Origin of the sequence: Bacillus cytotoxicus NVH 391-98, from assembly GCF_000017425.1 — a bacterium.
Taxonomy (GTDB): Bacteria; Bacillota; Bacilli; order Bacillales; family Bacillaceae_G; genus Bacillus_A; species Bacillus_A cytotoxicus.
In genome coordinates this window covers 3214099-3238204 of sequence record NC_009674.1, presented here as the reverse complement: position 1 = coordinate 3238204, position 24106 = coordinate 3214099, and the positions used below count along the sequence as shown (strand labels likewise).

At 37.5% G+C, this 24106-nt stretch carries 17 protein-coding genes, 3 pseudogenes and 1 other annotated feature; of the genes and pseudogenes, 19 read left to right on the top strand and 1 reads right to left on the bottom strand.

Annotated features, from left to right (window positions below):
* Window positions 1-106: 106 nt before the first annotated feature.
* From lon to ysxE, 10 genes are all read left to right on the top strand, one after another.
* The gene (gene lon, locus BCER98_RS16070) at window positions 107-2437 is read left to right on the top strand and encodes an endopeptidase La (protein ID WP_041810052.1); all 2331 of its coding nucleotides are present in this window, start codon (window positions 107-109) and stop codon (window positions 2435-2437) included.
* Window positions 2434-3030, top strand: coding sequence for a ribosome biogenesis GTP-binding protein YihA/YsxC (yihA, locus tag BCER98_RS16065; RefSeq protein ID WP_012095642.1), 597 nt, complete (start codon window positions 2434-2436; stop codon window positions 3028-3030). The genes lon and yihA overlap by 4 nt, the downstream gene beginning before the upstream one ends.
* 400 nt (window positions 3031-3430) lie before the next feature.
* Window positions 3431-4765, top strand: a complete 1335-nt coding sequence (gene hemA / locus BCER98_RS16060) for a glutamyl-tRNA reductase (protein ID WP_012095641.1) — start codon at window positions 3431-3433, stop codon at window positions 4763-4765.
* Window positions 4766-4782: 17 nt separating this feature from the next.
* Entirely contained in the window at window positions 4783-5616 is an 834-nt protein-coding gene (locus BCER98_RS16055; protein ID WP_012095640.1) for a cytochrome c biogenesis protein, read from the top strand.
* Between the two features lie 15 nt (window positions 5617-5631).
* Window positions 5632-6561, top strand: a complete 930-nt coding sequence (gene hemC / locus BCER98_RS16050) for a hydroxymethylbilane synthase (RefSeq protein WP_012095639.1) — start codon at window positions 5632-5634, stop codon at window positions 6559-6561.
* 2 nt (window positions 6562-6563) lie between these two features.
* Window positions 6564-7322 (top strand): uroporphyrinogen-III synthase, encoded by a 759-nt coding sequence (gene hemD, locus BCER98_RS16045; RefSeq protein WP_012095638.1) that lies wholly within the window; start codon window positions 6564-6566, stop codon window positions 7320-7322.
* 29 nt (window positions 7323-7351) lie between these two features.
* Complete coding sequence (gene hemB, locus BCER98_RS16040; protein WP_012095637.1) at window positions 7352-8341, top strand: porphobilinogen synthase; 990 nt, start codon at window positions 7352-7354, stop codon at window positions 8339-8341.
* A complete protein-coding gene (gene hemL, locus BCER98_RS16035) occupies window positions 8341-9630 on the top strand; it encodes a glutamate-1-semialdehyde 2,1-aminomutase (RefSeq protein WP_012095636.1) in 1290 nt (429 codons plus the stop codon). Before hemB ends, hemL begins: the two co-directional genes overlap by 1 nt.
* A gap of 113 nt (window positions 9631-9743) precedes the next feature.
* Window positions 9744-10778 (top strand): stage VI sporulation protein D, encoded by a 1035-nt coding sequence (spoVID, locus tag BCER98_RS16030; RefSeq protein WP_041810050.1) that lies wholly within the window; start codon window positions 9744-9746, stop codon window positions 10776-10778.
* A gap of 67 nt (window positions 10779-10845) precedes the next feature.
* The gene (gene ysxE, locus BCER98_RS16025) at window positions 10846-11874 is read left to right on the top strand and encodes a spore coat protein YsxE (RefSeq protein ID WP_012095634.1); all 1029 of its coding nucleotides are present in this window, start codon (window positions 10846-10848) and stop codon (window positions 11872-11874) included.
* A 14-nt stretch (window positions 11875-11888) separates the two neighbouring features.
* Here the strand turns inward: ysxE and BCER98_RS16020 are convergent, their stop codons facing one another.
* A complete protein-coding gene (locus BCER98_RS16020) occupies window positions 11889-12086 on the bottom strand; it encodes a hypothetical protein (protein WP_235436507.1) in 198 nt (65 codons plus the stop codon).
* A gap of 271 nt (window positions 12087-12357) precedes the next feature.
* Window positions 12358-12589, top strand: a binding site (T-box leader).
* A gap of 37 nt (window positions 12590-12626) precedes the next feature.
* On the opposite strand from BCER98_RS16020, the gene BCER98_RS16010 reads away from it, so the two are divergent.
* The 9 genes and pseudogenes from BCER98_RS16010 to mreC all read left to right on the top strand — a co-directional run bounded on the left by BCER98_RS16010 (window position 12627) and on the right by mreC (window position 24097).
* Window positions 12627-15272, top strand: a complete 2646-nt coding sequence (locus BCER98_RS16010) for a valine--tRNA ligase (RefSeq protein WP_012095633.1) — start codon at window positions 12627-12629, stop codon at window positions 15270-15272.
* Between the two features lie 114 nt (window positions 15273-15386).
* Window positions 15387-16688 carry a bifunctional folylpolyglutamate synthase/dihydrofolate synthase gene (locus tag BCER98_RS16005; protein ID WP_012095632.1) on the top strand — a complete coding sequence of 434 codons (1302 nt, stop codon included), beginning with the start codon at window positions 15387-15389 and terminating at the stop codon, window positions 16686-16688.
* 169 nt (window positions 16689-16857) lie between these two features.
* Complete coding sequence (locus BCER98_RS16000; protein WP_012095631.1) at window positions 16858-17820, top strand: stage II sporulation protein B; 963 nt, start codon at window positions 16858-16860, stop codon at window positions 17818-17820.
* 380 nt (window positions 17821-18200) lie between these two features.
* Window positions 18201-18776 carry a Maf family protein gene (locus BCER98_RS15995; RefSeq protein ID WP_012095630.1) on the top strand — a complete coding sequence of 192 codons (576 nt, stop codon included), beginning with the start codon at window positions 18201-18203 and terminating at the stop codon, window positions 18774-18776.
* Between the two features lie 47 nt (window positions 18777-18823).
* Window positions 18824-19360, top strand: a pseudogene (gene radC / locus BCER98_RS15990) (RadC family protein); the annotation flags it as partial.
* 571 nt (window positions 19361-19931) lie between these two features.
* Window positions 19932-21802, top strand: a pseudogene (locus tag BCER98_RS15985) (reverse transcriptase domain-containing protein).
* A 79-nt stretch (window positions 21803-21881) separates the two neighbouring features.
* Window positions 21882-22022 (top strand): annotated as a pseudogene (locus tag BCER98_RS21350) (JAB domain-containing protein); the annotation flags it as partial.
* A gap of 159 nt (window positions 22023-22181) precedes the next feature.
* The gene (gene mreB / locus BCER98_RS15980) at window positions 22182-23198 is read left to right on the top strand and encodes a cell shape-determining protein MreB (protein ID WP_012095626.1); all 1017 of its coding nucleotides are present in this window, start codon (window positions 22182-22184) and stop codon (window positions 23196-23198) included.
* A 41-nt stretch (window positions 23199-23239) separates the two neighbouring features.
* Window positions 23240-24097 (top strand): rod shape-determining protein MreC, encoded by an 858-nt coding sequence (gene mreC, locus BCER98_RS15975; protein WP_012095625.1) that lies wholly within the window; start codon window positions 23240-23242, stop codon window positions 24095-24097.
* Window positions 24098-24106 lie beyond the last annotated feature (9 nt).

The following is a 24106-nucleotide window of genomic DNA, read 5'->3' as shown; positions in this document are numbered from 1 at the left end:
GAAAAAAAGTCGTGAAATTGCGATGATACAGAATCTCTGTAATTGCATCAGGGTGTATTGTAATATAAAATAGTTGAACAGGAGTTTAATTTATTATGGAGGTGCTATGTCTAGTATGAATACGAACGAAAGAATCTTGCCCCTCCTACCATTAAGAGGCGTTCTCGTATATCCGACGATGGTTCTGCATCTTGATGTAGGACGTGATAAGTCGATACAAGCACTAGAGCAGGCAGCAGTGGATGAAAATATTATCTTTTTAGCAATGCAAAAAGAAATGAATATTGATGATCCGAAAGAAGATGACATATATAGTGTAGGTACAGTGGCGAAGGTAAAGCAGATGTTAAAGCTGCCAAACGGTACGCTTCGTGTCCTGGTAGAAGGTTTACATAGAGCAAAAGTAGTAGAATTTACAGAATTAGAAAACGTAATACAAGTTTCTGTTCAAACGATAGTAGAAGAAGAGGAAGGCGACTTAGAAGAAAAAGCTCTTATGCGCACATTGCTAGAGCATTTCGAACAGTATATTAAAGTTTCCAAAAAGATATCAAATGAAACATTCGCAACGGTAGCCGATGTGGAAGAACCTGGACGATTAGCGGATTTAATCGCTTCTCATTTACCAATTAAAACGAAACAAAAGCAAGAAATTTTGGAAATCGTATCTGTTAACGAAAGATTACATACTTTAATCTCTATTATTCAAGATGAACAAGAGCTATTAAGTTTAGAAAAGAAAATCGGACAAAAAGTAAAACGTTCGATGGAACGTACGCAAAAAGAATATTTTCTGCGGGAACAAATGAAGGCTATTCAAACAGAACTTGGTGACAAAGAAGGAAAAGGCGGGGAAGTTGAAGAACTTCGTAAAAAAATTGAAGAGGCAGGAATGCCAGGAGAGACAAAGGAAGCTGTCTTAAAAGAATTAGACCGCTATGAAAAATTACCAGTAAGTTCTGCGGAAAGCGGTGTGATTCGCAATTATATTGACTGGTTATTAGCGCTCCCATGGACAGATGCAACAGATGATAAGATTGATCTTGCTCATTCTGAAATGGTCTTAAATAAAGACCATTATGGGCTGGAGAAAGTGAAAGAACGTGTATTGGAATATTTAGCTGTTCAAAAATTAACAAATTCACTAAAAGGACCAATCTTATGTCTAGTAGGGCCTCCTGGGGTCGGAAAAACATCATTAGCACGTTCGATTGCAAAATCGCTAAATCGTAATTTTGTCCGTGTTTCCCTTGGCGGTGTTCGGGATGAATCTGAGATTAGAGGGCATCGTCGTACATATGTTGGTGCTATGCCAGGGCGGATTATACAAGGCATGAAAAAAGCAAAGACAATCAATCCGGTCTTTTTATTAGATGAGATTGATAAAATGTCCAATGATTTCCGTGGAGATCCATCTGCGGCGTTACTTGAAGTGTTAGACCCAGAACAAAATCATAATTTTAGCGATCATTATATTGAAGAACCGTATGATTTATCAAAGGTTATGTTTGTGGCAACTGCGAATACGCTTGCTAGCATTCCTGGGCCGCTTCTTGATCGGATGGAAATCATATCAATTGCTGGTTATACAGAAATTGAAAAAGTGCATATTGCACGTGAACATTTATTATCGAAGCAATTAAAAGAGCATGGTTTACGAAAAGGAAATTTACAGGTGCGCGATGAGGCTCTTCTTGAAATTATTCGTTATTATACACGTGAAGCGGGTGTACGTACGTTGGAACGTCAAATTGCTAAGATTTGTCGTAAATCAGCGAAAATTATCGTTACAGGGGAACGTAAGCGCGTTGTTGTTACAGAGAAGAACATTACGGACCTTTTAGGAAAGCGTATATTCCGATATGGTCAGGCTGAAAAGATCGATCAAGTTGGTATGGCAACAGGATTAGCTTATACATCTGCTGGCGGCGATACCCTTGCAATTGAAGTGGCTGTATCTCCTGGGAAAGGGAAATTAATTTTAACAGGGAAGCTTGGAGATGTGATGAAAGAATCTGCGCAAGCAGCTTTTAGTTATATTCGTTCTCGCGCAGAGGAACTTCATATTGACCCGGATTTCCATGAAAAAAATGACATCCATATTCACGTTCCAGAAGGGGCAGTTCCGAAAGATGGACCATCAGCAGGTATTACGATGGCAACAGCACTTATTTCTGCCCTAACAGGTATTCCTGTAAGTAAAGAAGTAGGGATGACGGGTGAAATTACGCTTCGCGGCCGTGTATTACCAATCGGTGGCTTGAAAGAAAAAACATTAAGTGCTCACCGCGCAGGCTTAACAAAAATTATTTTGCCGGCAGAAAACGAAAAAGATTTAGATGATATTCCAGAAAGCGTAAAGGAAAATCTTACGTTTGTGCTTGTATCTCATTTAGATGAAGTGTTAGAGCATGCCTTAGTAGGAGTGAAACAATGAAAGTAACAAAAGCAGAGATTGTTATTAGTGCTGTTAGACCAGACCAATATCCAGGAGGTGACTTGCCGGAAATTGCTTTAGCAGGTCGTTCGAATGTTGGAAAATCATCTTTTATTAATACAATCTTAAATCGTAAAAAGTTAGTCCGCATTTCTTCTAAACCTGGAAAAACGCAAACATTAAACTTTTTCATCATTAATGATATGATGCATTTCGTGGATGTTCCGGGATACGGTTATGCGAAGGTATCGAAATCAGAACGTGCAGCTTGGGGTAAGATGATTGAAACTTACTTTACAACACGTGAACAATTAGATGCGACTGTGCTAGTAATTGATTTACGCCATCCTCCAACAAAGGATGATGTAATGATGTATGATTTCTTAAAGCATTATGAAATTCCAACAATTATTATTGCAACAAAGGCTGATAAAATTCCAAAAGGGAAATGGCAAAAGCATTTGAAAGTTGTAAAGGAAACACTTGATGTAGAAGCCGGTGATGAAGTAGTTTTATTTTCTTCTGAAACAGGGCTTGGAAAAGAAGAAGCGTGGAAAGCGATTCATAAGTTTACAAAAACAAAAAACGCATGACGAATTCGTCACGCGTTTTTTGTTTTTTGACAATTATAGTAGCTTAAAAAGGATGCGGGGGATTTTGAAATAGGAAAGCTATTTTATGTAACATTATGGAACAATCATACATATTTTATGTGATAATGAAAGAAGATAGAGAAGGATAGTGCTTCAATGTATATGGAATAGTTTCCACTACTTGATTCTGACAGATTTTTTTGGTAACGTACAAATAGAGTTATTATTTTATAATGATTATAAAGTAGAGCGTTTTATAGGGAGATTTCCTCACTATTTTGTGAATTTGAGGAAAAACGATAAAAAATTTCGTTGTTCACACGATTGTTAGATTCATAAGAGGAAAGTTGTATTATGATAGTAGATAAGGTGATAAAACGGGTGAAGGGGGACATGCTGCGTGCATATTCTTGTTGTTGGTGTAAATTATCGAACAGTCCCTGTAGAGATTCGTGAGAAACTCACATTTCAGGAAACAGAACTAAAACGAGCAATGACGACATTACAAAGTCAAAAAAGCGTGTTAGAGAATGTCATTGTATCAACGTGCAATCGTACGGAGATTTATGCTGTTGTTGATCAATTACACACGGGACGATATTACATTAAGAAATTTTTAGCTGATTGGTTTCAGCTTGAGATAGAAGAAATCTCACCATACTTGTCTATTTTTGAGCAAGATGGTGCAATTGAGCATTTATTCCGTGTTACGTGCGGATTAGATTCTATGGTAGTTGGGGAAACACAGATTTTAGGTCAAATTCGAAATAGCTTTTTAACAGCCCAGGAGGTAAAGACAACAGGAACCATTTTTAACGAATTGTTGAAACAGGTTATTACGTTAGCAAAGCGTGCACATTCAGAAACGACAATTGGTGAAAGTGCAATGTCCGTTAGCTATGCTGCTGTTGAACTTGGAAAGAAAATTTTTGGTGATTTAACAGACTGTCACGTTTTAATTCTTGGTGCTGGAAAAATGGGGGAGCTTGCACTGCAAAACTTATATGGGAGTGGAGTTCAAAAAGTTACTGTTATGAATCGTACATTTACAAAAGCGGAAACAATGGCAGAAAAATATATGGGACATGCGAAGCCGTTAAGTGAACTACAATGTGCTTTGTTAGAAGCGGACATTTTGATCAGTTCAACAGGATCCTCGAATTATGTCATTACGAAAGAAATGATGAAAAAGGTAGAACGCATGCGCAGTGGTCGCCCATTATTTATGGTTGATATTGCGGTACCTCGTGATATTGATCCAGAAATCAATGAATTAGAGGGTTCTTTCTTGTACGATATCGATGATTTACAAGATGTAGTGGAAGCGAATCGTGCTGAGCGTTTAAAAGAAGCGGAAAAGATTCAATTTATGATTGAAGAAGAAATCGTTTTATTTAAAAATTGGTTAAACACGCTAGGTGTTGTACCTTTAATATCGGCTCTTCGAGAGAAAGCGCTAGGAATTCAAAGTGAGACGATGAGAAGTTTAGAACGAAAAATTCCAACGTTAAGTGATCGGGAGAAAAAGGTTATTAGTAAGCATACAAAAAGTATTATTAATCAATTGCTGAAGGATCCAATCTTGGTAGCAAAAGAGCTAGCTGCAGAAGAGAAAGCAACGGAAAAGCTTGCTTTATTTGCGAAAATTTTTGATTTAGAAGTACAAGAAGAGGTTGAACATACGGAAGAACTGGAACATAAACGAGCGTGGACACCATCCGTTTCATCTTTATAATACGAAAGGATGATCGGATGAGCTTTTTAAATAATAGTATTATTTATCATATCACAATTATTTTATATGCTTGTAGCATTAGTTTATATTTTATAGATTATTTTCAAAGTAACCGAAAGGCGAATCGCTTTGCTTTTTGGTTACTTTCCATTGTATGGGTGTTGCAGTCTGTTTTTATGTTGCTAAGAGCTACAGAGTCAGAAACGAATCCGATTCTAACCTTGCTATCTGGGATTTATTTTTATGTATGGCTATTGATTACAATGTCATTAATAATCAATCGGTTTATGCGAATTGACTTCTTAGTTTTTTTTACAAATGTTGTTGCTTTTGGCGTAAGTGCGTTGTCTATTTTTACGCCACTTGGAAAGATGGCGCCTGTACTTGCTGAGCAATTAGTCTCAGAGCTTGTTTATGTGCATGTAGGTATGGCGATTATTTCCTATGCAACATTTACCGTTTCATTCATTTTTTCTATTATGTATTTACTTCAGTACCGGCTTTTAAAACAGAAAAAATGGAATGCTAGATTAAGAAGATTAGGGAATTTACCAAAACTTGAGTCAATGTCTTATGGATTAAATTTGTTTTCTGTACCATTTTTCTTATTGGCGATTTTACTCGGATGTATATGGGGATATACGAAGTTAGATAATTTTCATTGGTATGACACGAAAGTAATCGGGTCTTTTGTTGTTTTATTTATGTATTGTGCAGGTTTATATTTACGAGGAGCAGATGCATTGCACGGAAAAAAGATTATCCAATGGAATATTGGTGCATTTCTAGTTATGCTAGTTAATATTTTCCTATTGAGCAGTTTATCCAACTTCCATTTTTGGTATTTATAATGAGGAGAGAAAGTTATGCGCAAAATTATTGTAGGTTCAAGAAAGAGTAAGCTGGCATTAACGCAAACGAATTGGTTTATTGATCAATTACAAGCGCTTGGCTTACCGTATGAATTTGAAGTAAAGGAAATTGTTACAAAAGGGGATGTCATTTTAGACGTTACGCTTTCTAAAGTAGGCGGTAAAGGGTTGTTTGTAAAAGAGATTGAGCATGCTCTTCTTACAAAAGAAATCGATATGGCTGTACACAGTATGAAAGATATGCCTGCTGTGCTCCCAGCTGGTTTAACAATTGGGTGTATACCAAAGCGTGTGGATCCGCGTGATGCATTTATTTCAAAGAATGGGAAATCGTTTAAGGAGTTAGCAAAGGGTGCAACTCTTGGTACGAGCAGTTTAAGACGTAGCGCACAATTATTAGCTGCTAGACCTGACTTACAAGTGAAATGGATTCGTGGAAATATCGATACGAGATTACGTAAATTACAAGAAGAAAACTATGATGCAATTATTTTAGCAACAGCTGGACTAAAGCGGATGGGTTGGGATAATGATGTAATTACAGAACATCTGGACGAATCTTTATGTGTACCAGCTGTAGGACAAGGTGCTTTAGCTATTGAATGTCGTGAAGATGATAAGGACTTATTACAGTTATTAGCACATATGAACGATGCAGCAACAGAACGAACAGTAGCGGCAGAAAGAGTGTTTCTTCATAAGCTTGAAGGAGGATGTCAAGTACCTATTGCAGGATATGCAACCCTTCAAGAAAATGGAAAAATTAAATTACATGCACTTGTTGGATCAACGGATGGCTCTGTCTTATTAAAAGAAACAGTAGTAGGTACAAATCCCGAGACAGTAGGGTTAGAGGCGGCAGAGCGCTTGATTCATCAAGGTGCAAAAGAGCTCATTTCAGCTGCAAATAAGGAGCAACAATAACTATGAATGCCCTTATTGGAAAAAAAGTACTCGTTACACGTGCCCGGCATCAAGCTGGGCAAATGAGCGCAGCAGTAAGAAAAGAGAGCGGAATTCCAATGGAAATTCCGCTTTTGCGTATGGATGGGGTATCTCAAGAAAAGCTTCAAAGTGTAGCCAAACAGTTGCATGTATACGATTGGATAATTTTTACGAGCAAAAATGGGGTAAGGTTCTTTTTGGAGGCAATCCATCAGAAACTTCCGCCTGCTGTAAAAATTGCTGCAGTCGGTATAAAAACAGCTCAAGAACTAGAAGCAAGAGGATATCAAGTTCATTTTGTTCCAACAGCGTTTGTTGCTGAAACGTTTGCGATGGAATTTGTGCAAACATTAAATGGGACAGAGCGTATTTTATTTCCAAAAGGGAATTTAGCAAGAGATGTAATTTCAGTGAAGCTTCGTGAAGCTCATATACTTGTAGAAGAGTTGGTTGTCTATGAGACGAAACTAAATGATGAGAAAAAAGAAGACCTAATCGCAGCTTTACAATCGAATCAAATTGATGTGATTACATTTACAAGCCCTTCTACAGTTGACAGCTTTGTAAAGTTACTTGAGGGTACAAACTGGAGAGAATGGATAAAAAAATGTACAATTGCTTGTATAGGACCAATAACAGAAAAAGAGGCAAGAAAGTATTTTAAAAATGTGCTTGTTCCTGAAGAATATACGATAGAATCATTGATACAATGCATTTCCAAATTTTATGTGAATGCATAATGAAAATAAAAGAATGGGGATAGAATTCTATGAACTCTTTACAATTTAATCGTCATCGTCGTTTAAGACAAAGTGGAAATATGCGTGCACTTGTACGTGAAACATTTTTACATACGGAAGACTTTATTTACCCAATTTTCGTACTTGAAGGTGAAAATATTCGTAATGAAGTTCCTTCTATGCCAGGCGTATATCAAGTTTCTTTAGATTTATTGCAAGCTGAAATGCAAGAAGTGGTTGATTTAGGCATTCGTTCTGTTATCGTATTTGGCGTACCTGCTGAGAAGGACGAGATTGGATCTTCTGCATTTTGTGAACACGGCATTGTACAACGTGCGATTCAACAAATGAAAGAGCAATTTCCAGAGTTAGTAGTCATTGCGGATACATGCTTATGTCAATATACAAGCCATGGTCATTGCGGTGTAATTGAAGACGGTATTATTTTAAATGATCAATCGTTAGAAATTCTTGCAAAAACAGCTGTAAGTCAAGCGAAAGCAGGAGCAGATATTATTGCTCCCTCTAACATGATGGACGGATTTGTAACGGCTATTCGTCATGCTTTAGATGAAAATGGTTTTTCACATGTGCCGGTTATGTCTTATGCAGTGAAATATGCATCTGCATTTTATGGGCCATTCCGTGATGCAGCGCATGGTGCACCGCAATTTGGAGATCGCAAAACATATCAAATGGATCCAGCAAATCGAATGGAAGCATTCCGAGAAGCTGAATCAGATGTAATGGAAGGAGCAGATTTCTTAATTGTAAAACCAGCTCTTTCTTATTTAGACATTGTTCGCGATGTGAAAAATAACTTTAATTTACCGATTGTTGCATATAATGTGAGCGGAGAATATTCGATGATTAAAGCAGCTGCTCAAAATGGCTGGATTAATGAAAAAGAGATTGTCCTTGAAAAATTATTAAGTATGAAACGTGCGGGAGCAGATTTAATTATTACGTATCATGCAAAAGATGCCGCAAGATGGTTACGAGAAGGGGGCGCACAATAATGAAAAAGCTTGATAAATCGATTAAAGCGTTTGAAGAAGCACAAGATTTAATGCCTGGTGGTGTAAATAGTCCAGTTCGTGCATTTAAATCGGTTGGGATGAATCCATTATTTATGGAGCAAGGAAAAGGTTCTAAAGTATATGATATTGATGGAAATGAGTACATTGACTACGTATTATCATGGGGACCGCTTATTCATGGACATGCCAATGAGCGTGTTGTAGAGTCGTTAAAAGCTGTTGCTGAAAAAGGAACAAGCTTTGGAGCGCCAACAGAAATTGAAAATAAGTTAGCTCAGCTTGTGATTGAGCGCGTGCCATCTATTGAAATTGTGCGCATGGTAAACTCTGGAACAGAGGCAACGATGAGTGCACTTCGTTTAGCACGTGGCTATACAGGACGTAATAAAATTTTGAAATTTATCGGTTGTTACCACGGTCATGGTGATTCTCTATTAATTAAAGCTGGCTCTGGCGTTGCAACACTTGGTTTACCGGATAGCCCTGGTGTACCAGAAGGTGTAGCCCAAAATACAATTACAGTAGCTTATAATGATTTAGAAAGTGTAAAATATGCTTTTGAACAATTTGGAGATGATATTGCTTGTGTAATTGTTGAACCTGTAGCAGGAAATATGGGAGTTGTACCACCTATACCAGGATTTTTAGAAGGACTTCGTGAAGTAACTCAGCAATATGGGGCGCTGCTTATCTTTGATGAGGTAATGACTGGATTCCGCGTTGCATATAACTGTGGACAAGGATATTACGGTGTAACGCCTGATTTAACTTGCTTAGGAAAAGTAATCGGTGGCGGTCTACCGGTAGGAGCATACGGTGGTAAAGCAGAAATTATGCGTCAAGTTGCGCCTAGTGGACCGATTTATCAAGCGGGTACGTTATCTGGTAACCCACTTGCCATGACAGCAGGATATGAAACATTAATACAGCTAACACCAGAATGTTATAAAGAGTTTGAACGTAAAGCGGAAATGTTAGAAAATGGTTTGCGCCAAGCTGCTGAAAAACATGGAATACCGCACCATATTAACCGAGCAGGTTCAATGATTGGTATTTTCTTTACGAATGAACGAGTGATTAACTATGATGCAGCAAAAACATCGAATTTAGAGTTTTTTGCGGCTTATTATCGTGAAATGATAGAACAAGGGGTGTTTTTACCACCATCTCAATTTGAAGGATTATTCTTATCAACAGCACATAGTGATGCTGATATTGAAGCGACAATTGCTGCGGCAGAAATTGCAATGGCGAAATTAAAAGCATAAATAAAAAGGTTGTTTGGAATTTTCCAGGCAACCTTTTTCATTTATAAGAAATGAAAAGGGCACATGTGCGATTTTTTTACTCATAAAATGTCTCCAAGACACATAAATCTGTAATGACATACAGTTTGAGAGGGGGAAAAGGAGTGGCAACAGATCATTCATTACGTTTTTCACTAAAAGAATCGGTTTGGTTCCAAAAAGGACAGGAAGTCGAAGAACTTTTGTCAATTTCGTTAGATCCAGACGTTGAGATAGAAGAGCTTGAACATGAAGTGATTGTGCGAGGGCAGTTAGATTTAACTGGGGAATATATTGCGAAGAAAGAGGAGTCTGAGTTTTCAACGAGTGAATTATCCCCAGCGAAATCAATTGATTATGTGGAAGAGAGAGAAGATGGTATTCATGAACTTGTTCATTCGTTCCCACTAGAAATTTCCATTCCAAGAAATCGGGTAAAGGTAATTGAAGAATTGTATGTTTCTATCGAGGAATTTGATTATGAGTTAAAAGAAAATGGATGCTTACAATTATTAGCTGACATTTCTATATATGGATTAAATGATGCTGGGCGTGAGTTGGATGATGAGGAAGAGCTAGAAAGTGAGCATACCAACGGTAAAAGAGAAGAAGGGATAGAAGCAGTTGAAGAGGAAAAAGAGCTGGAAGAGCCGGAAGAAACAGCAGAAATCATTCTTCAATCAGAATCAAACGGATGGCAAGATTATGCCTTTGAACCGTTTCAATTAGAAGAACGGAAAGAACAAGAGTTAATAGAGGAAGAAGAATTAGAAGAACATGATGTAGAAGATCGAGATAAAGAGGAAATGATGCCACAAGTTGAATTGTTTGGACGAACAGGTTTTAAAGAAAAAGAAACGAAGAAAGAAACAGAAGAACAAGAAGAACCTGTATACTCTCAAAGAGATGAAAATGCCTTATATTTAACAAAATTGTTTACAAAAGAAGCAGAAGAAGAATTTACAAAGGTGAGAATGTACTTTGTACAAGAGGGAGATACAATCGAGTCGGTAGCAGAGCGTTATGAGACATCTGTACAACATTTACATCGTATAAACCGAACGGATGACATTTATTTAACAGCAGGTCAAGTCATTTATATACCTGTTCCAAAAGCGAAGTCAAAATGAGTGAAGACTATTCTTCACTCATCTCTTTTCTTACATTTGAATTTGTGGATGAGAAAGGATTAGGCAGATGGATATAGAATTACGCAACCGCTATGAACCAATTGTAAGACGATATCAATTGAATGTAGAGCACATCGAAGAATACGGGAATGTAATGAAGATTTATACGAATCAAGGTCCGTATGCATTAAAAAAATTGCCGAATCAACGGCTAGAGCGCAATCACTTTATGCATCATATTCAATTTTTAAAAGAAAAAGGTTTTTCCAACTATGTTCCCATCTATCACGCGATGGATGGGAATTATATTTTGAGTGACGCAACATATAGTTATTATTTAATGCCTTGGCTTGAGAAAGTGGATGGGAATGACGAGGATAATGGTCAATATCATAAAATGTTTCAAACGTTAGCGATGCTTCATAAAAAAACAGTGCGAGAGGAATCGTATACAGAAGAGGCGTTAGAAAATCATTATACAAATATATCGGATCGCTGGGAACAAGATGGTGAACTATTAGAAAAATTTCTTGTTCAATCAGAATCAAAGTGGTATATGTCACCATTTGAATTGCAGTATTGTACGTATTTTCATCATGTGATGAGAGCGTGGGATTTTGCGACAAAGCAGCTTACCGATTGGTATGAAGTGATGAAAGAAAAAGAAAAAACACGCATTGCTTTAGTGCATGGAAATGTATCACTCAATCATTTTTTATTTGATTATGAAAGGAATGGCTATTTTATTAGTTTAGAAAGATCACAATTTGCGACCCCTATTCAAGATATTGTAGGTTTCTATACACGTTCTTTAAACACCTATCCAATTGCTAGAAGTGACCGTTTTGAATGGTATCAGGAATATCAAAAACATTTTCCATTTACAAAAGAAGAACAACTTCTAATGTTTGCTTATTTAACGTATCCCTCTCCATTTATTCGCCAAATCCGTTCGTATGTAAATAAGAAACAAGTTCGCAATGAGCAAAAAGAGTTTAAAAATGTGAAAATGTTGCAGCAATCTCATTGGCTTGTAAGTAATATTGAGTATTTTCTTTCTCAACTACAAGCTGCGCAGCAGGAAAACGGATCATAGCCGCAGTTTTGAAACTACGGCTGAAAATGTAAGCGAATCGTCGCTATAACAAAAATAATCAAAATGATAAAATCTAAAAATGTTGGTAGCAATAAGGTACGAATGCCCTGAAAAATAGTCAGTGGTATTGCGAAATCAGAAAACATTGTTTGTAAACTTCTAACCCATGAGGGGGTAGAAAAATTATAGGAACGCCGATAACGTTTCATCATAATGATTCCTCCATCTAGGAAGCCACTCTATTTTGTAGTCTATGAATACAGTATGTAGGATAAGTGCTGAATGTGCTTATCCTATTTTTACTTTGATTCGTGAAGGGGAATAATCGGTAGGGATGAAGAAATACGACTGAGTAACATTTCATGTTATCTCTTTGTAGTGCAAATAAAGAGAAGACTGAGTAATCATTTAAGATAAAAATTTTTTATCTTGACGAATATGGTTTCGTTTTTTACACTATTGTATATAATAAATAACAATTATATAAATGCATTGAAGGGGAAGAGTATAACATAAAACGTCTTCAGAGAGGAGAATTATTAGCTGGGAGATTCTCTAGATAGTCATGTTAGAAGGTAGCCCTGGAGCATCTTTTCTGAACGGATGTATTCTCATTAGGAAAAGACGGATTAGACCGTTATCAAATGAAGAGTATAAACAAATTTTGCATTTGTTTGTAAATAAAGGTGGTACCGCGATGTCCCTCGTCCTTTTTTGGATGAGGGGCATTTTTATTTTAAGGAGGGAAAGTAATGTCAAATACGGAAAAGAATTTACCGACTAAATATGATCATAAGTCCGTTGAAGATGGACGTTATCAATGGTGGCTGGAAGGTAAATATTTCGAAGCAACAGGAGATGAGAAGAAACAACCATACACAATTGTAATTCCGCCTCCAAACGTAACAGGTAAATTGCATTTAGGGCATGCTTGGGATACAACGCTTCAAGATATTTTAACACGTACAAAGCGCATGCAAGGTTACGATGTATTATGGCTTCCAGGTATGGACCATGCAGGTATTGCGACACAAGCAAAAGTAGAAGCGAAACTTCGCGAAGAAGGAATTTCACGTTACGATCTTGGACGTGAAAAGTTCCTTGAAAAAGCATGGGAGTGGAAAGAAGAGTATGCTTCTCACATTCGCCAACAATGGGGAAAAGTTGGTTTAGGGCTAGATTATTCTCGTGAACGTTTTACTTTAGATGAAGGTTTATCTGATGCGGTTAAGAAAGTATTCGTTCAATTGTATGAAAAAGGATTAATTTACCGCGGGGAGTATATTATTAACTGGGATCCAGCAACGCGTACTGCACTTTCTGATATTGAAGTAATTCATAAAGATGTTCAAGGTGCATTCTACCATATGAATTATCCGTTAACTGATGGTTCTGGTCACATTCGTCTTGCAACAACTCGACCAGAAACAATGCTTGGTGATACAGCGGTTGCGGTTCACCCAGAAGATGAGCGCTATAAACATTTAATTGGAAAAACAGTTACACTTCCAATCGTAGGTCGCGAAATTCCGATTATTGCGGATGATTATGTAGATCCAGAGTTCGGTACAGGTGTTGTGAAAATTACACCAGCTCACGATCCAAATGACTTTGAAGTAGGTAACCGTCATGATTTACCACGTATTCTTGTAATGAACGAAGACGGTACAATGAATGAAAAAGCTGGTAAATATAACGGTATGGACCGTTTTGAATGTCGCAAAGCGTTAGTGAAAGACTTACAAGAAGCTGGTGTATTAATAGAAATTGAGCCTCATATGCATTCTGTAGGGCACAGTGAGCGAAGTGGAGCAGTTGTTGAACCATACTTATCAACACAATGGTTTGTAAAAATGGGACCACTTGCCGAAAAAGCAGTGGCACTTCAGCAAAAAGAAGAAGAAAAAGTGACATTTGTACCAGAGCGCTTTGAAAACACATATTTACGCTGGATGGAAAATATTCATGATTGGTGTATTTCTCGTCAATTATGGTGGGGACACCGCATTCCAGCTTGGTATCATAAAGAAACTGGTGAAGTATATGTAGGTACAGAGGCGCCAGCAGATATTGAAAACTGGGAGCAAGATAACGACGTACTAGATACATGGTTTAGTTCAGCATTATGGCCATTCTCTACACTTGGTTGGCCAAATGAAGATGCAAAAGACTTCAAACGTTACTATTCAACAGATGCTTTAGTAACCGGTTATGATATTATCTTCTTCTGGGTATCTCGTATGATTTTCCAAGGCTTAGAGTTCACAGGAGAGCGCCCATTTAAAGATGTATTAATTCACGGTTTAGTTCGTGATGAACAAGGTCGTAAAATGAGTAAATCTCTTGGTAATGGTATTGATCCAATGGATGTTATTGATAAGTACGGTGCGGATGCAATGCGCTTCTTCTTATCAACAGGAAGTGCGCCAGGTCAAGACTTACGCTTTAGCATGGAGAAAGTAGAATCTACTTGGAACTTCATTAATAAAATTTGGAATGCATCGCGCTTCGTATTGATGAACATGGATGATATGAAATATGAAGATATCGATTTAACTGGTGAAAAATCCGTTGCAGATAAGTGGATTTTAACTCGTTTAAATGAAACAATTGAAAGTGTAACGCGCAACATGGATAAATATGAGTTTGGTGAAGCTGGCCGTTCATTATACAACTTTATTTGGGATGATTTCTGTGACTGGTACATTGAAATGGCAAAACTTCCGCTATACGGTGAAGATGAAGCGGCGAAGAAAACAACTCGTTCTGTGTTAGCATATGTACTAGATCAAACGATGCGTTTACTACATCCATTCATGCCGTTCGTAACAGAGAAAATTTGGCAGCACTTACCGCATGAAGGCGAATCGATTACGGTATCGGCATGGCCGACAGTTCGTGAAGATTTACAGGATGAAGAAGCAGCAGCAGAAATGCACCTTCTTGTTGATATCATTCGTTCTGTTCGTAATATTCGTTCCGAAGTAAATACGCCAATGAGCAAAAAGGTTCAACTGCAAATTAAAGCGAAGGACGAAGCGGTGCTTGCTCAACTTACAAAAAATAGTTCTTACATTGAGCGTTTCTGTAATCCAAGTGAATTAATCATTAAGACTGATTTACAAGCGCCAGAAAAAGCGATGACCGCTATCGTATCAGGTGCAGAGTTATTCTTACCGTTAGCTGACCTTATTAATCTTGAAGAAGAAAAAGCTCGCTTACAAAAAGAGTTTGAGAAGTTCAATAAAGAGGTAGAACGTGTGCAGAAGAAACTTGCAAATGAAGGTTTTGTAGCGAAAGCTCCTGCGGCAGTGATTGAAGGAGAACGTGCGAAAGAAAAAGATTACTTAGAAAAACGTGAAGCGGTTCGTCAACGCTTAGCAGACCTTGAAAAATAAAAATATTGAAAAGAGACTCCCTATCTTGGTGAGTCTCTTTTATTTGCGTATAATAGAGTTACAGTTCATTTGTGATATTGGTTTGCTCGTTGATTGGAAAGGGGATTGACTCGCGTGGTACATACATACGAAGAAGCAATTGGCTGGATTCATAGCCGATTAAAATTTGGGATTAAACCGGGATTAGAAAGAATGCGGTGGATGCTTGGAGAGCTTGACAATCCAGAGCGGCATATAAAATGTATTCATTTAGCAGGTACAAATGGTAAAGGTTCGACTTTAACATATATGCGCTATATGCTAGAGGCAGAGACATATAAAGTAGGAACATTTACATCTCCGTATATTGAAACATTTAATGAACGGATTAGTGTGAATGGAAAGCCAATTTCAGATCAAGAGATTACTGACCTTGTCAATATAGTAAAGCCTGTTGTAGAAAAGTTGGATGAGACAGAGTTTGGAGAAGCAACGGAGTTTGAAATTATTACAGTCATGGCAATGTATTATTTCGGAAAAGTGAACATTTGCGATCTCGTTTTATTTGAAACAGGTCTTGGTGGGCGTTTCGATTCTACTAATGTTGTGTATCCCGTTTTAACAATCATTACAAATATTGGTCATGACCATATGCATATTCTAGGAAATACATTAGCAGAAATCGCATATGAAAAAGCGGGAATTATAAAATCAGGGGTACCGGTAATTACGGGAGTGCAAGATGGAGAAGCACTTCAGGTGATTCAAAAGGTTGCAAATGAAAAGAATGCTAGCCTTTATGAGATAGGAAAACAATTTACAGTCGTGCACCAGCGTTCTAATGAAGAGGGAGAGCACTTTGACTTTTCTTGTCCATTTGCTTCATTTAAAGATATACAAATTTCTATGAAAGGAGATCATCAAGTAAGAAATGCAGCACTTGCGTTAATGGCGGTGTTATATTTGAAAACATACATGTCATTTTTAGTGGAAGAAGAAAATATTCGCATAGGTTTAAGTGAAACGTATTGGATTGGTCGATTCGAAAGATTAAGACGTAATCCAGATGTGATTATAGATGGCGCACATAATCCAGAAGGCATAGCAAGCCTTGTTCAAACGGCAAAAGCGCATTACAGTGACAAGAATGTGAGTATTTTATTTACGGCTCTTGGTGATAAAGAACTAAGTCATATGGTAGGACAATTGGAAGCGGTAGCGGATGAAATGATTTTTACAACTTTTGATTTTAATCGTGCAATCTCTGCTCAAGAATTAGCAAATTATGCAACTAAGGAAACAAAAAAAGTAGTTGAGAATTGGAAAGAGGCAATTGATCAAAAGTTACTAGAGTTGCAAGAAAATGATGTGTTTATCATAACAGGTTCTCTTTATTTCATCTCAGAAGCTCGAAAATATATTGTTGAGAAAAACTAGGATAGCGATAGCTATCCTAGTTTTTTTTTGTGCTACAAATGAAGTCAAATACATATACATAAAGTAACTATATAGGGCAATTTGACGAATCTTTTTGACAAATATCTTGTTTATTTGTAAATGGAATATGATATGATGCGGACAATGATAAGAGGCGAGGTGTGATAGTATGGACAAGCAATCACGGAAAATCTCTATTAAAGTGAACGGAACAGAAGCAAAGTATGAAGAAAAGCAAAAGGGAGTGGATGAATTTGATTGGAAGGTAGTGGAAAGTCAAACGCCGCAAAATGTAGTCCCTTTTCAACAAGTAAAGTCTTCGAAGATCAAGACATTTCGGGAAAAATGGAGCAATGTTCTGGTCTTTACGATCGCGACTGCAATTATCATGGGGACAGCGCTAGGGATGGGAATGCTTCATTTATTAACGGGAAAAGGCGCAAGGGAAGAACACACTGCAATGACCTCACAACAATATACGGCGGAAACAAAGCCTAAAGAAACAAGTATGGAAGAACAGAAAGAAGGTGCTTCAAAAGTCGAGAATACAAATGCAGCATTAGCGCCAATTACATTGTTTTTTGTACAAGGGGGGCTATATTCGTCAGAAGAAAAAGGACAGGCTGCTGTGAAAGAGTGGAAAGAGAATGGTCGCATCGCTGCTCTTAAGCCAAATGGAGATAAATATGCACTCGTTGCAGGGATTATGAGTGATGAAAAAGCTGCAGGTAAGTTAATGGAACAATATAAGAATGACGGTATACCTGTTTTGAAAAAGAATTGGGAAATTACAGATAAGGCGTTGTTGAAAAATGATAAAGAGCTTGGTATTTTTCTTAGTAAGTTACAGTCCTTATATAGTCATTTTATAAAATATGTATCCAGTACCCAAATTGGGGAGAAAGGAAATCAAGCAGAAATCGCTGCCATCGAAAAAGAATGGAAAGGGCTTGAAAAGGAAGGGGCGGAAATAAAACGGAATGATGTAAAGAAATTATATACGTATACATCTGTAGCAGTGCAGACAATTAAGGAAGGAAAGCAAAATAAATCGACAGTAGCAAAACTGAATCAAGTTGTGATTGATGGTTTGCTTTCCTATGAAAAAATTGTTTCCCAAAAAGCGAAATAATTATGATAATAGAATGGAAGAAGTGCATATATGCTTCTTTCTTTTCTTTTTGGATGTCATAATAGGTAAAAGCGCTTTATTACTGCGGGGAACATAATAATTTAATTTAGTAGAAGTATGTATGTTTCAAAAAGAAAGTGTTTTTTTATAATTTGTGGGAATGATATTCATTTGATACGATTAATTTATCCCGCTATTTTAGGGCAGTAAGATTCCCACCTCAAGATTCAGAAAGAAGCAAGAATGATGGGTGGGAGTAGGGCTACCCATAACAGCCCGATTGGTGAGGGCTCATAATCAGTAGGGGATGAAGAAAATCCCCACTGATTAAAGTTTCACTTTATATGGTTCTGCTGTATGTAAGACAGAAAGGAGAAAATATGAAAAAATTTATTTTAGCTTCTGGATCACCTCGTCGAAAAGAACTGCTTGAACTTGCAAATGTTCCGTTTGAGGTTGTTGTGAGCGAGGTGGAAGAAACAATAGGAGCATATTCATCACCAGCTGATATTGTAATGGCGCTAGCTTTACAAAAAGCATCTGCCGTAGCAGAAACACATGAAGAAAGTATTGTACTAGGTGCAGATACAATTGTTACATATGATTCGCGTATTCTTGGAAAGCCTAAGGATGCAGCAGAAGCAAAAGAGATGTTGCAACTTTTATCTGGGAAAACACATGAAGTATATACAGGTGTTGCCCTTATGTCGAAGGAGAAAACAGTTACTTTCTATGAGCGTACAGAAGTTACATTCTGGGAGTTAACAGAAGAAGAAATTGATGTGTACATTGCAACAAAAGAGCCGCTTGATAAGGCAGGAAGTTATGGTATTCAAGGGAAAGGCGCTATTTTTGTTCAGCATATTCAAGGGGACTACTACAGTGTAGTAGGTTTGCCGATTGCACGTCTCGTTCGCGAATTGAAACAGTTTGATAGCGGTGCATCCCATGCGTGAATTTGCATGGGGTTTTCTTTGCGGAAAAAATAAGAAGGAGTGACAAGATGAACGGTATTCGTGATGTTTTGAAGGAAGAACAACCACGTGAACGTTTAATTTCGGAAGGAGCAAGTAGTTTATCAAACCGGGAACTTCTGGCGATTTTACTAAGAACAGGATCAAAGGAGGAATCGGTATTAACATTGGCAGACAAAATTTTACGCCATTTTGATGGTTTGCGAATGTTAAGAGATGCTACGATGGAAGAAATAACAAGTATTCATGGTGTCGGAGTAGCCAAGGCCTCTCAACTCATCGCCGCCTTCGAACTCGGGAGAAGAATGGTGCGTTTAGAGTACCAGCATCGGTATAGCATTCGAAGTCCGGAAGATTGTGCAAGTTATATGATGGAAGAAATGCGTTTTTTACAGCAGGAGAATTTCGTTTGTTTATATTTAAATACAAAGAATCAAGTCATGCATCGGCAGACGGTGTTTATTGGCAGCTTAAATGCCTCAATTGTTCATCCGCGTGAGGTGTTTAAAGAAGCTTTTCGCCGCGCAGCTGCCTCTATTATATGTCTGCATAATCATCCTTCAGGAGTGCGCCTGCAAGGTGCGTAATTTTAGCGTTTTCTTAGAAAACTAGAACTCCTTACAATGTTCTATGGTCAGCATCTTACCTTGAGGGGAAACCTATAGAGGGAACATAGCATGATGTGAAAAGGAGAAAAGACGACAAAACTATCTAATGTCGAGTCAGTTCTTCAGACCAAGTGATGCATGGTAAAAGCTACACTGCTTGAATCCTAGACGAATGAGCGATGGGTGCGCCGTTGTCTACGATAGTTAACAGGCAATGAGGACAAAATGGGAGACATTTCTTCGCTATGTCTGCTGGGTATCGCCTGAGCCCTGCCCATAGTAAGGTTTGTCCTTCAATCTTCCACTAGAAGAAACCGTCGAAAGGGATACCTAATCATCACGTATCTAAAATTACGTCATAATGCAGGGATTGCCTAAGTGCAAGCGCCAATTGGCTATTAGACATAGGTCTATGAAAATTGCATACGGTAACGGAGTCTCCATAGTACTCAACGTTTGCTTGTAATGAGTTTAGCAAGGGGAAGGGAGACAGGTTGATGTTAACGTCAATGAGAAAGGAGTCATGAATATGGCAACAAATCCATTTCATCAGTTGGACGTTATAAGGAAAGCTTCTCAAAATGGTAAAATAATAACAGATTGTTACCGTCTGATGTATAAAAGAGAACTATGGATTAAAGCATACGTAAAGCTATATCCGAATGCAGGGAATCTAACAAAAGGAACGTCTGAAGAAACAATCGATGGTTTTTACTTACAAAAGATTGATGAAATCATTGACCAACTCAAGAAGGGGATGTTTCGTTTTGCACCTGTAAGAAGAGCTTATATTTCAAAAGCAAACGGTAAAAAGAGACCTCTAGGAGTTCCGAACTTTAAAGATAAGTTGGTACAAGAAGTAATGAGAATGATTTTGGAAAATGTTTATGAACCAACATTCTCAGATAACTCTCATGGATTTAGAGAAGGGAGAAGCTGTCACACAGCATTATCCCAAATCAAGAACACATGGAAGGGATTAACATGGTGTATAGAAGGAGCCATAAAAGGCTTCTTTGATCATATTGACCATTCTGTACTCATAAATCTTATTTCAAAAAGAATGAATGACCATCGTTTTCTTCTACTTATCCACAATGCACTTGCAAGTGGTGTGATGGAAAACTGGACTTATCAAAAAACATACAGCGGTACACCACAGGGCGGTATTCTCTCCCCCTTATTAGCTAATATCTATCTTCATGAGTTTGACATATTTTTGGAAAAGCAAATAGAGAAGTTTGATAAAGAGAAATTAAGGGCGAGAAATAAAGAATATACTAAAATACACTCGGAAATCCGTTCGCTTTCTCGAAAAGTCAAAAGCTTAGATGACAGAACAGGGCATCGATTATGGAAAGGCAGAGAGAAAGTGATAGAAACTATCGCAGAGTTAAAGCGCAAACAGATTGGTATTTCCTCTGTCAATCCTATGGATAATGACTATCAAAAAATGAAGTATGTTCGTTATGCTGATGATTTTGTAATAGGGATAGCTGGTTCCAAAGATTGTGCAGTGAATATAAAAGAAACGATAAAGAATTTTCTAAAACAAGAACTGCATCTTGAATTAAGTGAAGAAAAAACACTTATCAACCACTTGGAGAATCCAATTTCCTTTCTTGGATATGAATTTCGTAAGTGGAATGAAATAAAAAGGACTAGGGTCTTGTATAAAAACCATAAACAGAGGGCTCTCTCAAGAGCAATTAAGTTGGAAATTCCCAAAAAGAAAATGAAAGAATTTGCTATAAAAAACGGATATGGTAATCTTGATAATTTCAAAAGTATACATCGAGCAAAGCTGCTTAATAATTCAGAGTTGGAGATTCTGTGTACCTATAACGCTGAACTGCGAGGAATTGCAAACTACTACAAGCTAGCGAATAATTACCATCATTTAGATAAGTTGTTTTATTTAGCGGAGAGTAGTTTCATCAAAACCATAGCTAATAAACGTAGAAGCACCTCAATGAAAGTGGCTACAAGCATGAGAACCCACAAACAAGGAGTACTTTGTCTAGTAAGAAAAGATCAACATAACAATGAAAAACTTTATCAGTTTGTGAAATTAAAAGACCTGCCTAAACATAAGGGTGCGATTAAAGTTGATACACCAGAAATAGACTCATACGTGAATACAATGAAATATTTTGGGTGAACGGATTTTGAAAAGCGTTTGTTGGCAAATAGATGTGAAGCGTGCGGTACAACAAAAGGTCAGATGGAAGTTCACTACATTAGAAAGCTAAAGAACTGGAAAAAGAACGAAATTTAAAGTATTTGGACGAGATGATGATTGAATGCCAAAGGAAAACAATCGTCCTATGCTTTAAATGCTATCATGACCATCATGAGAAGCAAATTCCGATTAATCAACTGGCGAGCCGTATACAGTGAAAGCTGTACGTACGGTTCTGAGGGGGGGACTATGAAATCTGCTTTGGGAACAAAGTAAGGCGCATGCTCCCTACCCTACGACCCTACACCAAGCCGTGAAGATATTGAAGTAACAAAGCGATTGGTAGAATGCGGTAAGATTATTGGAATTGAAGTCCTCGATCATATTATTATAGGTGACCATAAATTTGTTAGTTTAAGGGAAAAAGGTCATATTTAAGACTATTCTTTTTACTTATTTTGTTTTATAATGTGTTTTATGAGTTTTTTGTAGATAAACGTCTATAGTAAAGAATGAAAAATATAAAAACGTACTGTTTTATTATAAATATAAAGTAAGAAAATGAGTCCGTGAAGATGAGAAAGGAAGATAGATGACATGTTTGGATTTGGTGGTTTTACTCGTGATCTTGGAATAGACTTAGGAACAGCGAATACGCTTGTATACGTAAAAGGAAAAGGTGTTGTATTACGCGAACCTTCAGTTGTAGCATTGCAAACTGATACGAAGCAAATCGTTGCGGTTGGTAGTGACGCAAAACAAATGATTGGTCGTACACCAGGTAATGTCGTAGCTTTGCGACCAATGAAAGATGGTGTAATTGCTGATTATGAAACGACAGCAACAATGATGAAGTATTATATTCAACAAGCACAAAAATCAAATGGATTTTTCTCTCGTAAGCCTTATGTAATGGTATGTGTTCCATCTGGTATTACAGCGGTTGAAAGACGTGCGGTAATCGATGCAACTCGCCAAGCTGGTGCACGTGATGCATATCCAATTGAAGAACCATTTGCAGCAGCAATCGGTGCTAACCTACCTGTTTGGGAACCAACTGGTAGTATGGTTGTTGATATCGGTGGGGGTACAACAGAAGTTGCAATCATTTCACTAGGTGGTATCGTAACAAGCCAATCTGTTCGTGTCGCTGGTGATGATATGGACGATTCTATCATTCAATACATTAAAAAGAACTACAATTTAATGATTGGAGAAAGAACAGCGGAAGCTTTAAAAGTGGAAATTGGATCTGCTGGAGAACCAGAAGGGGTAGAACCAATGGAAATCCGTGGTCGTGACCTAGTAAGCGGTTTACCAAAAACAGTGTTAATTAAGCCGGAAGAAATTGCAGAAGCCTTAAAAGATACAGTAGATGCAATTGTAGAATCAGTTAAAAATACATTAGAAAAAACACCACCTGAGTTAGCAGCGGACATTATGGATCGTGGTATCGTATTAACAGGTGGCGGTGCATTGCTTCGTAATTTGGATAAGGTAATTAGTGAAGAAACGAAAATGCCAGTTTTAGTTGCGGAAAATCCGTTGGATTGCGTAGCGATTGGAACAGGTAAAGCGTTAGATAATATTGACCTTTTCAAAACTGCTCGTTAATATTTCAAATACAAAATCAATGAAATTAAGAGGGTGTGAACGTGCCACAGTTTTTCTTGAACAAAAGATTAATTGTTTTGCTAGTTAGTATTATTCTCCTCGTGGCATTGATTGGAATCTCATTGAAAGAACGGAAGAGTCTAACATGGCCAGAGCAGTTTGTAAAAGATACTGTCGGTGTTGTAGAACGTGTATTCCAAAAGCCAGCGAGTTATGTTGCCGGATTCTTCGAAAATGTAGAGGATATAAAGCGCACGTATGAAGAAAATAAACAGTTAAAAGAAAAATTAGATAAGTATGCGACTTTATCTACAGATTTAAAGAGGATTGAAGAAGAAAATAAAGAGTTACGTGAAGTAATTGGTGCGAAAGATTCGCTTAGAGACTATAAGCCAACTCATGCAACTGTTATTTCTCGTAACCCAGACAAATGGTATGATTTAATTGGCATCGATAAAGGAGCTCAGCAAGGAATTAAAAAAGATATGGCAGTTATAACTGCCAAAGGCTTAGTAGGGCGTGTGAAGAGCGCGTCTCAATTTACGTCAACAGTCGAATTGCTAAGTTCTATGAACCGTACCAATCGTGTCTCAGCTGTTGTTCAAGGACAAAAAGAGAACATCTCTGGGTTAATTGAAGGATACGATAAAGAAAAGCAATTGCTTCTTTTTACAAAGATTTCATCAAGTGCACAAGTGGAAAAAGGACAGATGGTTGTCACATCTGGTCTTGGTGATATTTTCCCTGAAAACTTGCTTATTGGGGAAATTGTAGAAGTAGAACCGGATGCATACGGATTAACTCAAACAGCTTATGTAAAGCCTGCTGCGGATTTAAATAATGTGAACCAAGTAATGGTTGCAAAAAGAGTGAAACCTTCAGCAGAATTAGAACAGTAAGGGGGAGAA

Bases quoted from the DNA above. Each gene is read 5' to 3' on its own strand.
- lon (WP_041810052.1), top strand. From the start codon at position 107: ATGTCTAGTATGAATACGAACGAAAGAATCTTGCCCCTCCTACCATTA.
- yihA (WP_012095642.1), top strand. From the start codon at position 2,434: ATGAAAGTAACAAAAGCAGAGATTGTTATTAGTGCTGTTAGACCAGAC.
- BCER98_RS16055 (WP_012095640.1), top strand. From the start codon at position 4,783: ATGAGCTTTTTAAATAATAGTATTATTTATCATATCACAATTATTTTA.
- hemC (WP_012095639.1), top strand. From the start codon at position 5,632: ATGCGCAAAATTATTGTAGGTTCAAGAAAGAGTAAGCTGGCATTAACG.
- hemD (WP_012095638.1), top strand. From the start codon at position 6,564: ATGAATGCCCTTATTGGAAAAAAAGTACTCGTTACACGTGCCCGGCAT.
- hemB (WP_012095637.1), top strand. From the start codon at position 7,352: ATGAACTCTTTACAATTTAATCGTCATCGTCGTTTAAGACAAAGTGGA.
- hemL (WP_012095636.1), top strand. From the start codon at position 8,341: ATGAAAAAGCTTGATAAATCGATTAAAGCGTTTGAAGAAGCACAAGAT.
- spoVID (WP_041810050.1), top strand. From the start codon at position 9,744: ATGACATACAGTTTGAGAGGGGGAAAAGGAGTGGCAACAGATCATTCA.
- ysxE (WP_012095634.1), top strand. From the start codon at position 10,846: ATGGATATAGAATTACGCAACCGCTATGAACCAATTGTAAGACGATAT.
- BCER98_RS16020 (WP_235436507.1), bottom strand. From the start codon at position 12,086: ATGATGAAACGTTATCGGCGTTCCTATAATTTTTCTACCCCCTCATGG.
- BCER98_RS16010 (WP_012095633.1), top strand. From the start codon at position 12,627: ATGTCAAATACGGAAAAGAATTTACCGACTAAATATGATCATAAGTCC.
- BCER98_RS16000 (WP_012095631.1), top strand. From the start codon at position 16,858: ATGGACAAGCAATCACGGAAAATCTCTATTAAAGTGAACGGAACAGAA.
- BCER98_RS15995 (WP_012095630.1), top strand. From the start codon at position 18,201: ATGAAAAAATTTATTTTAGCTTCTGGATCACCTCGTCGAAAAGAACTG.
- mreB (WP_012095626.1), top strand. From the start codon at position 22,182: ATGTTTGGATTTGGTGGTTTTACTCGTGATCTTGGAATAGACTTAGGA.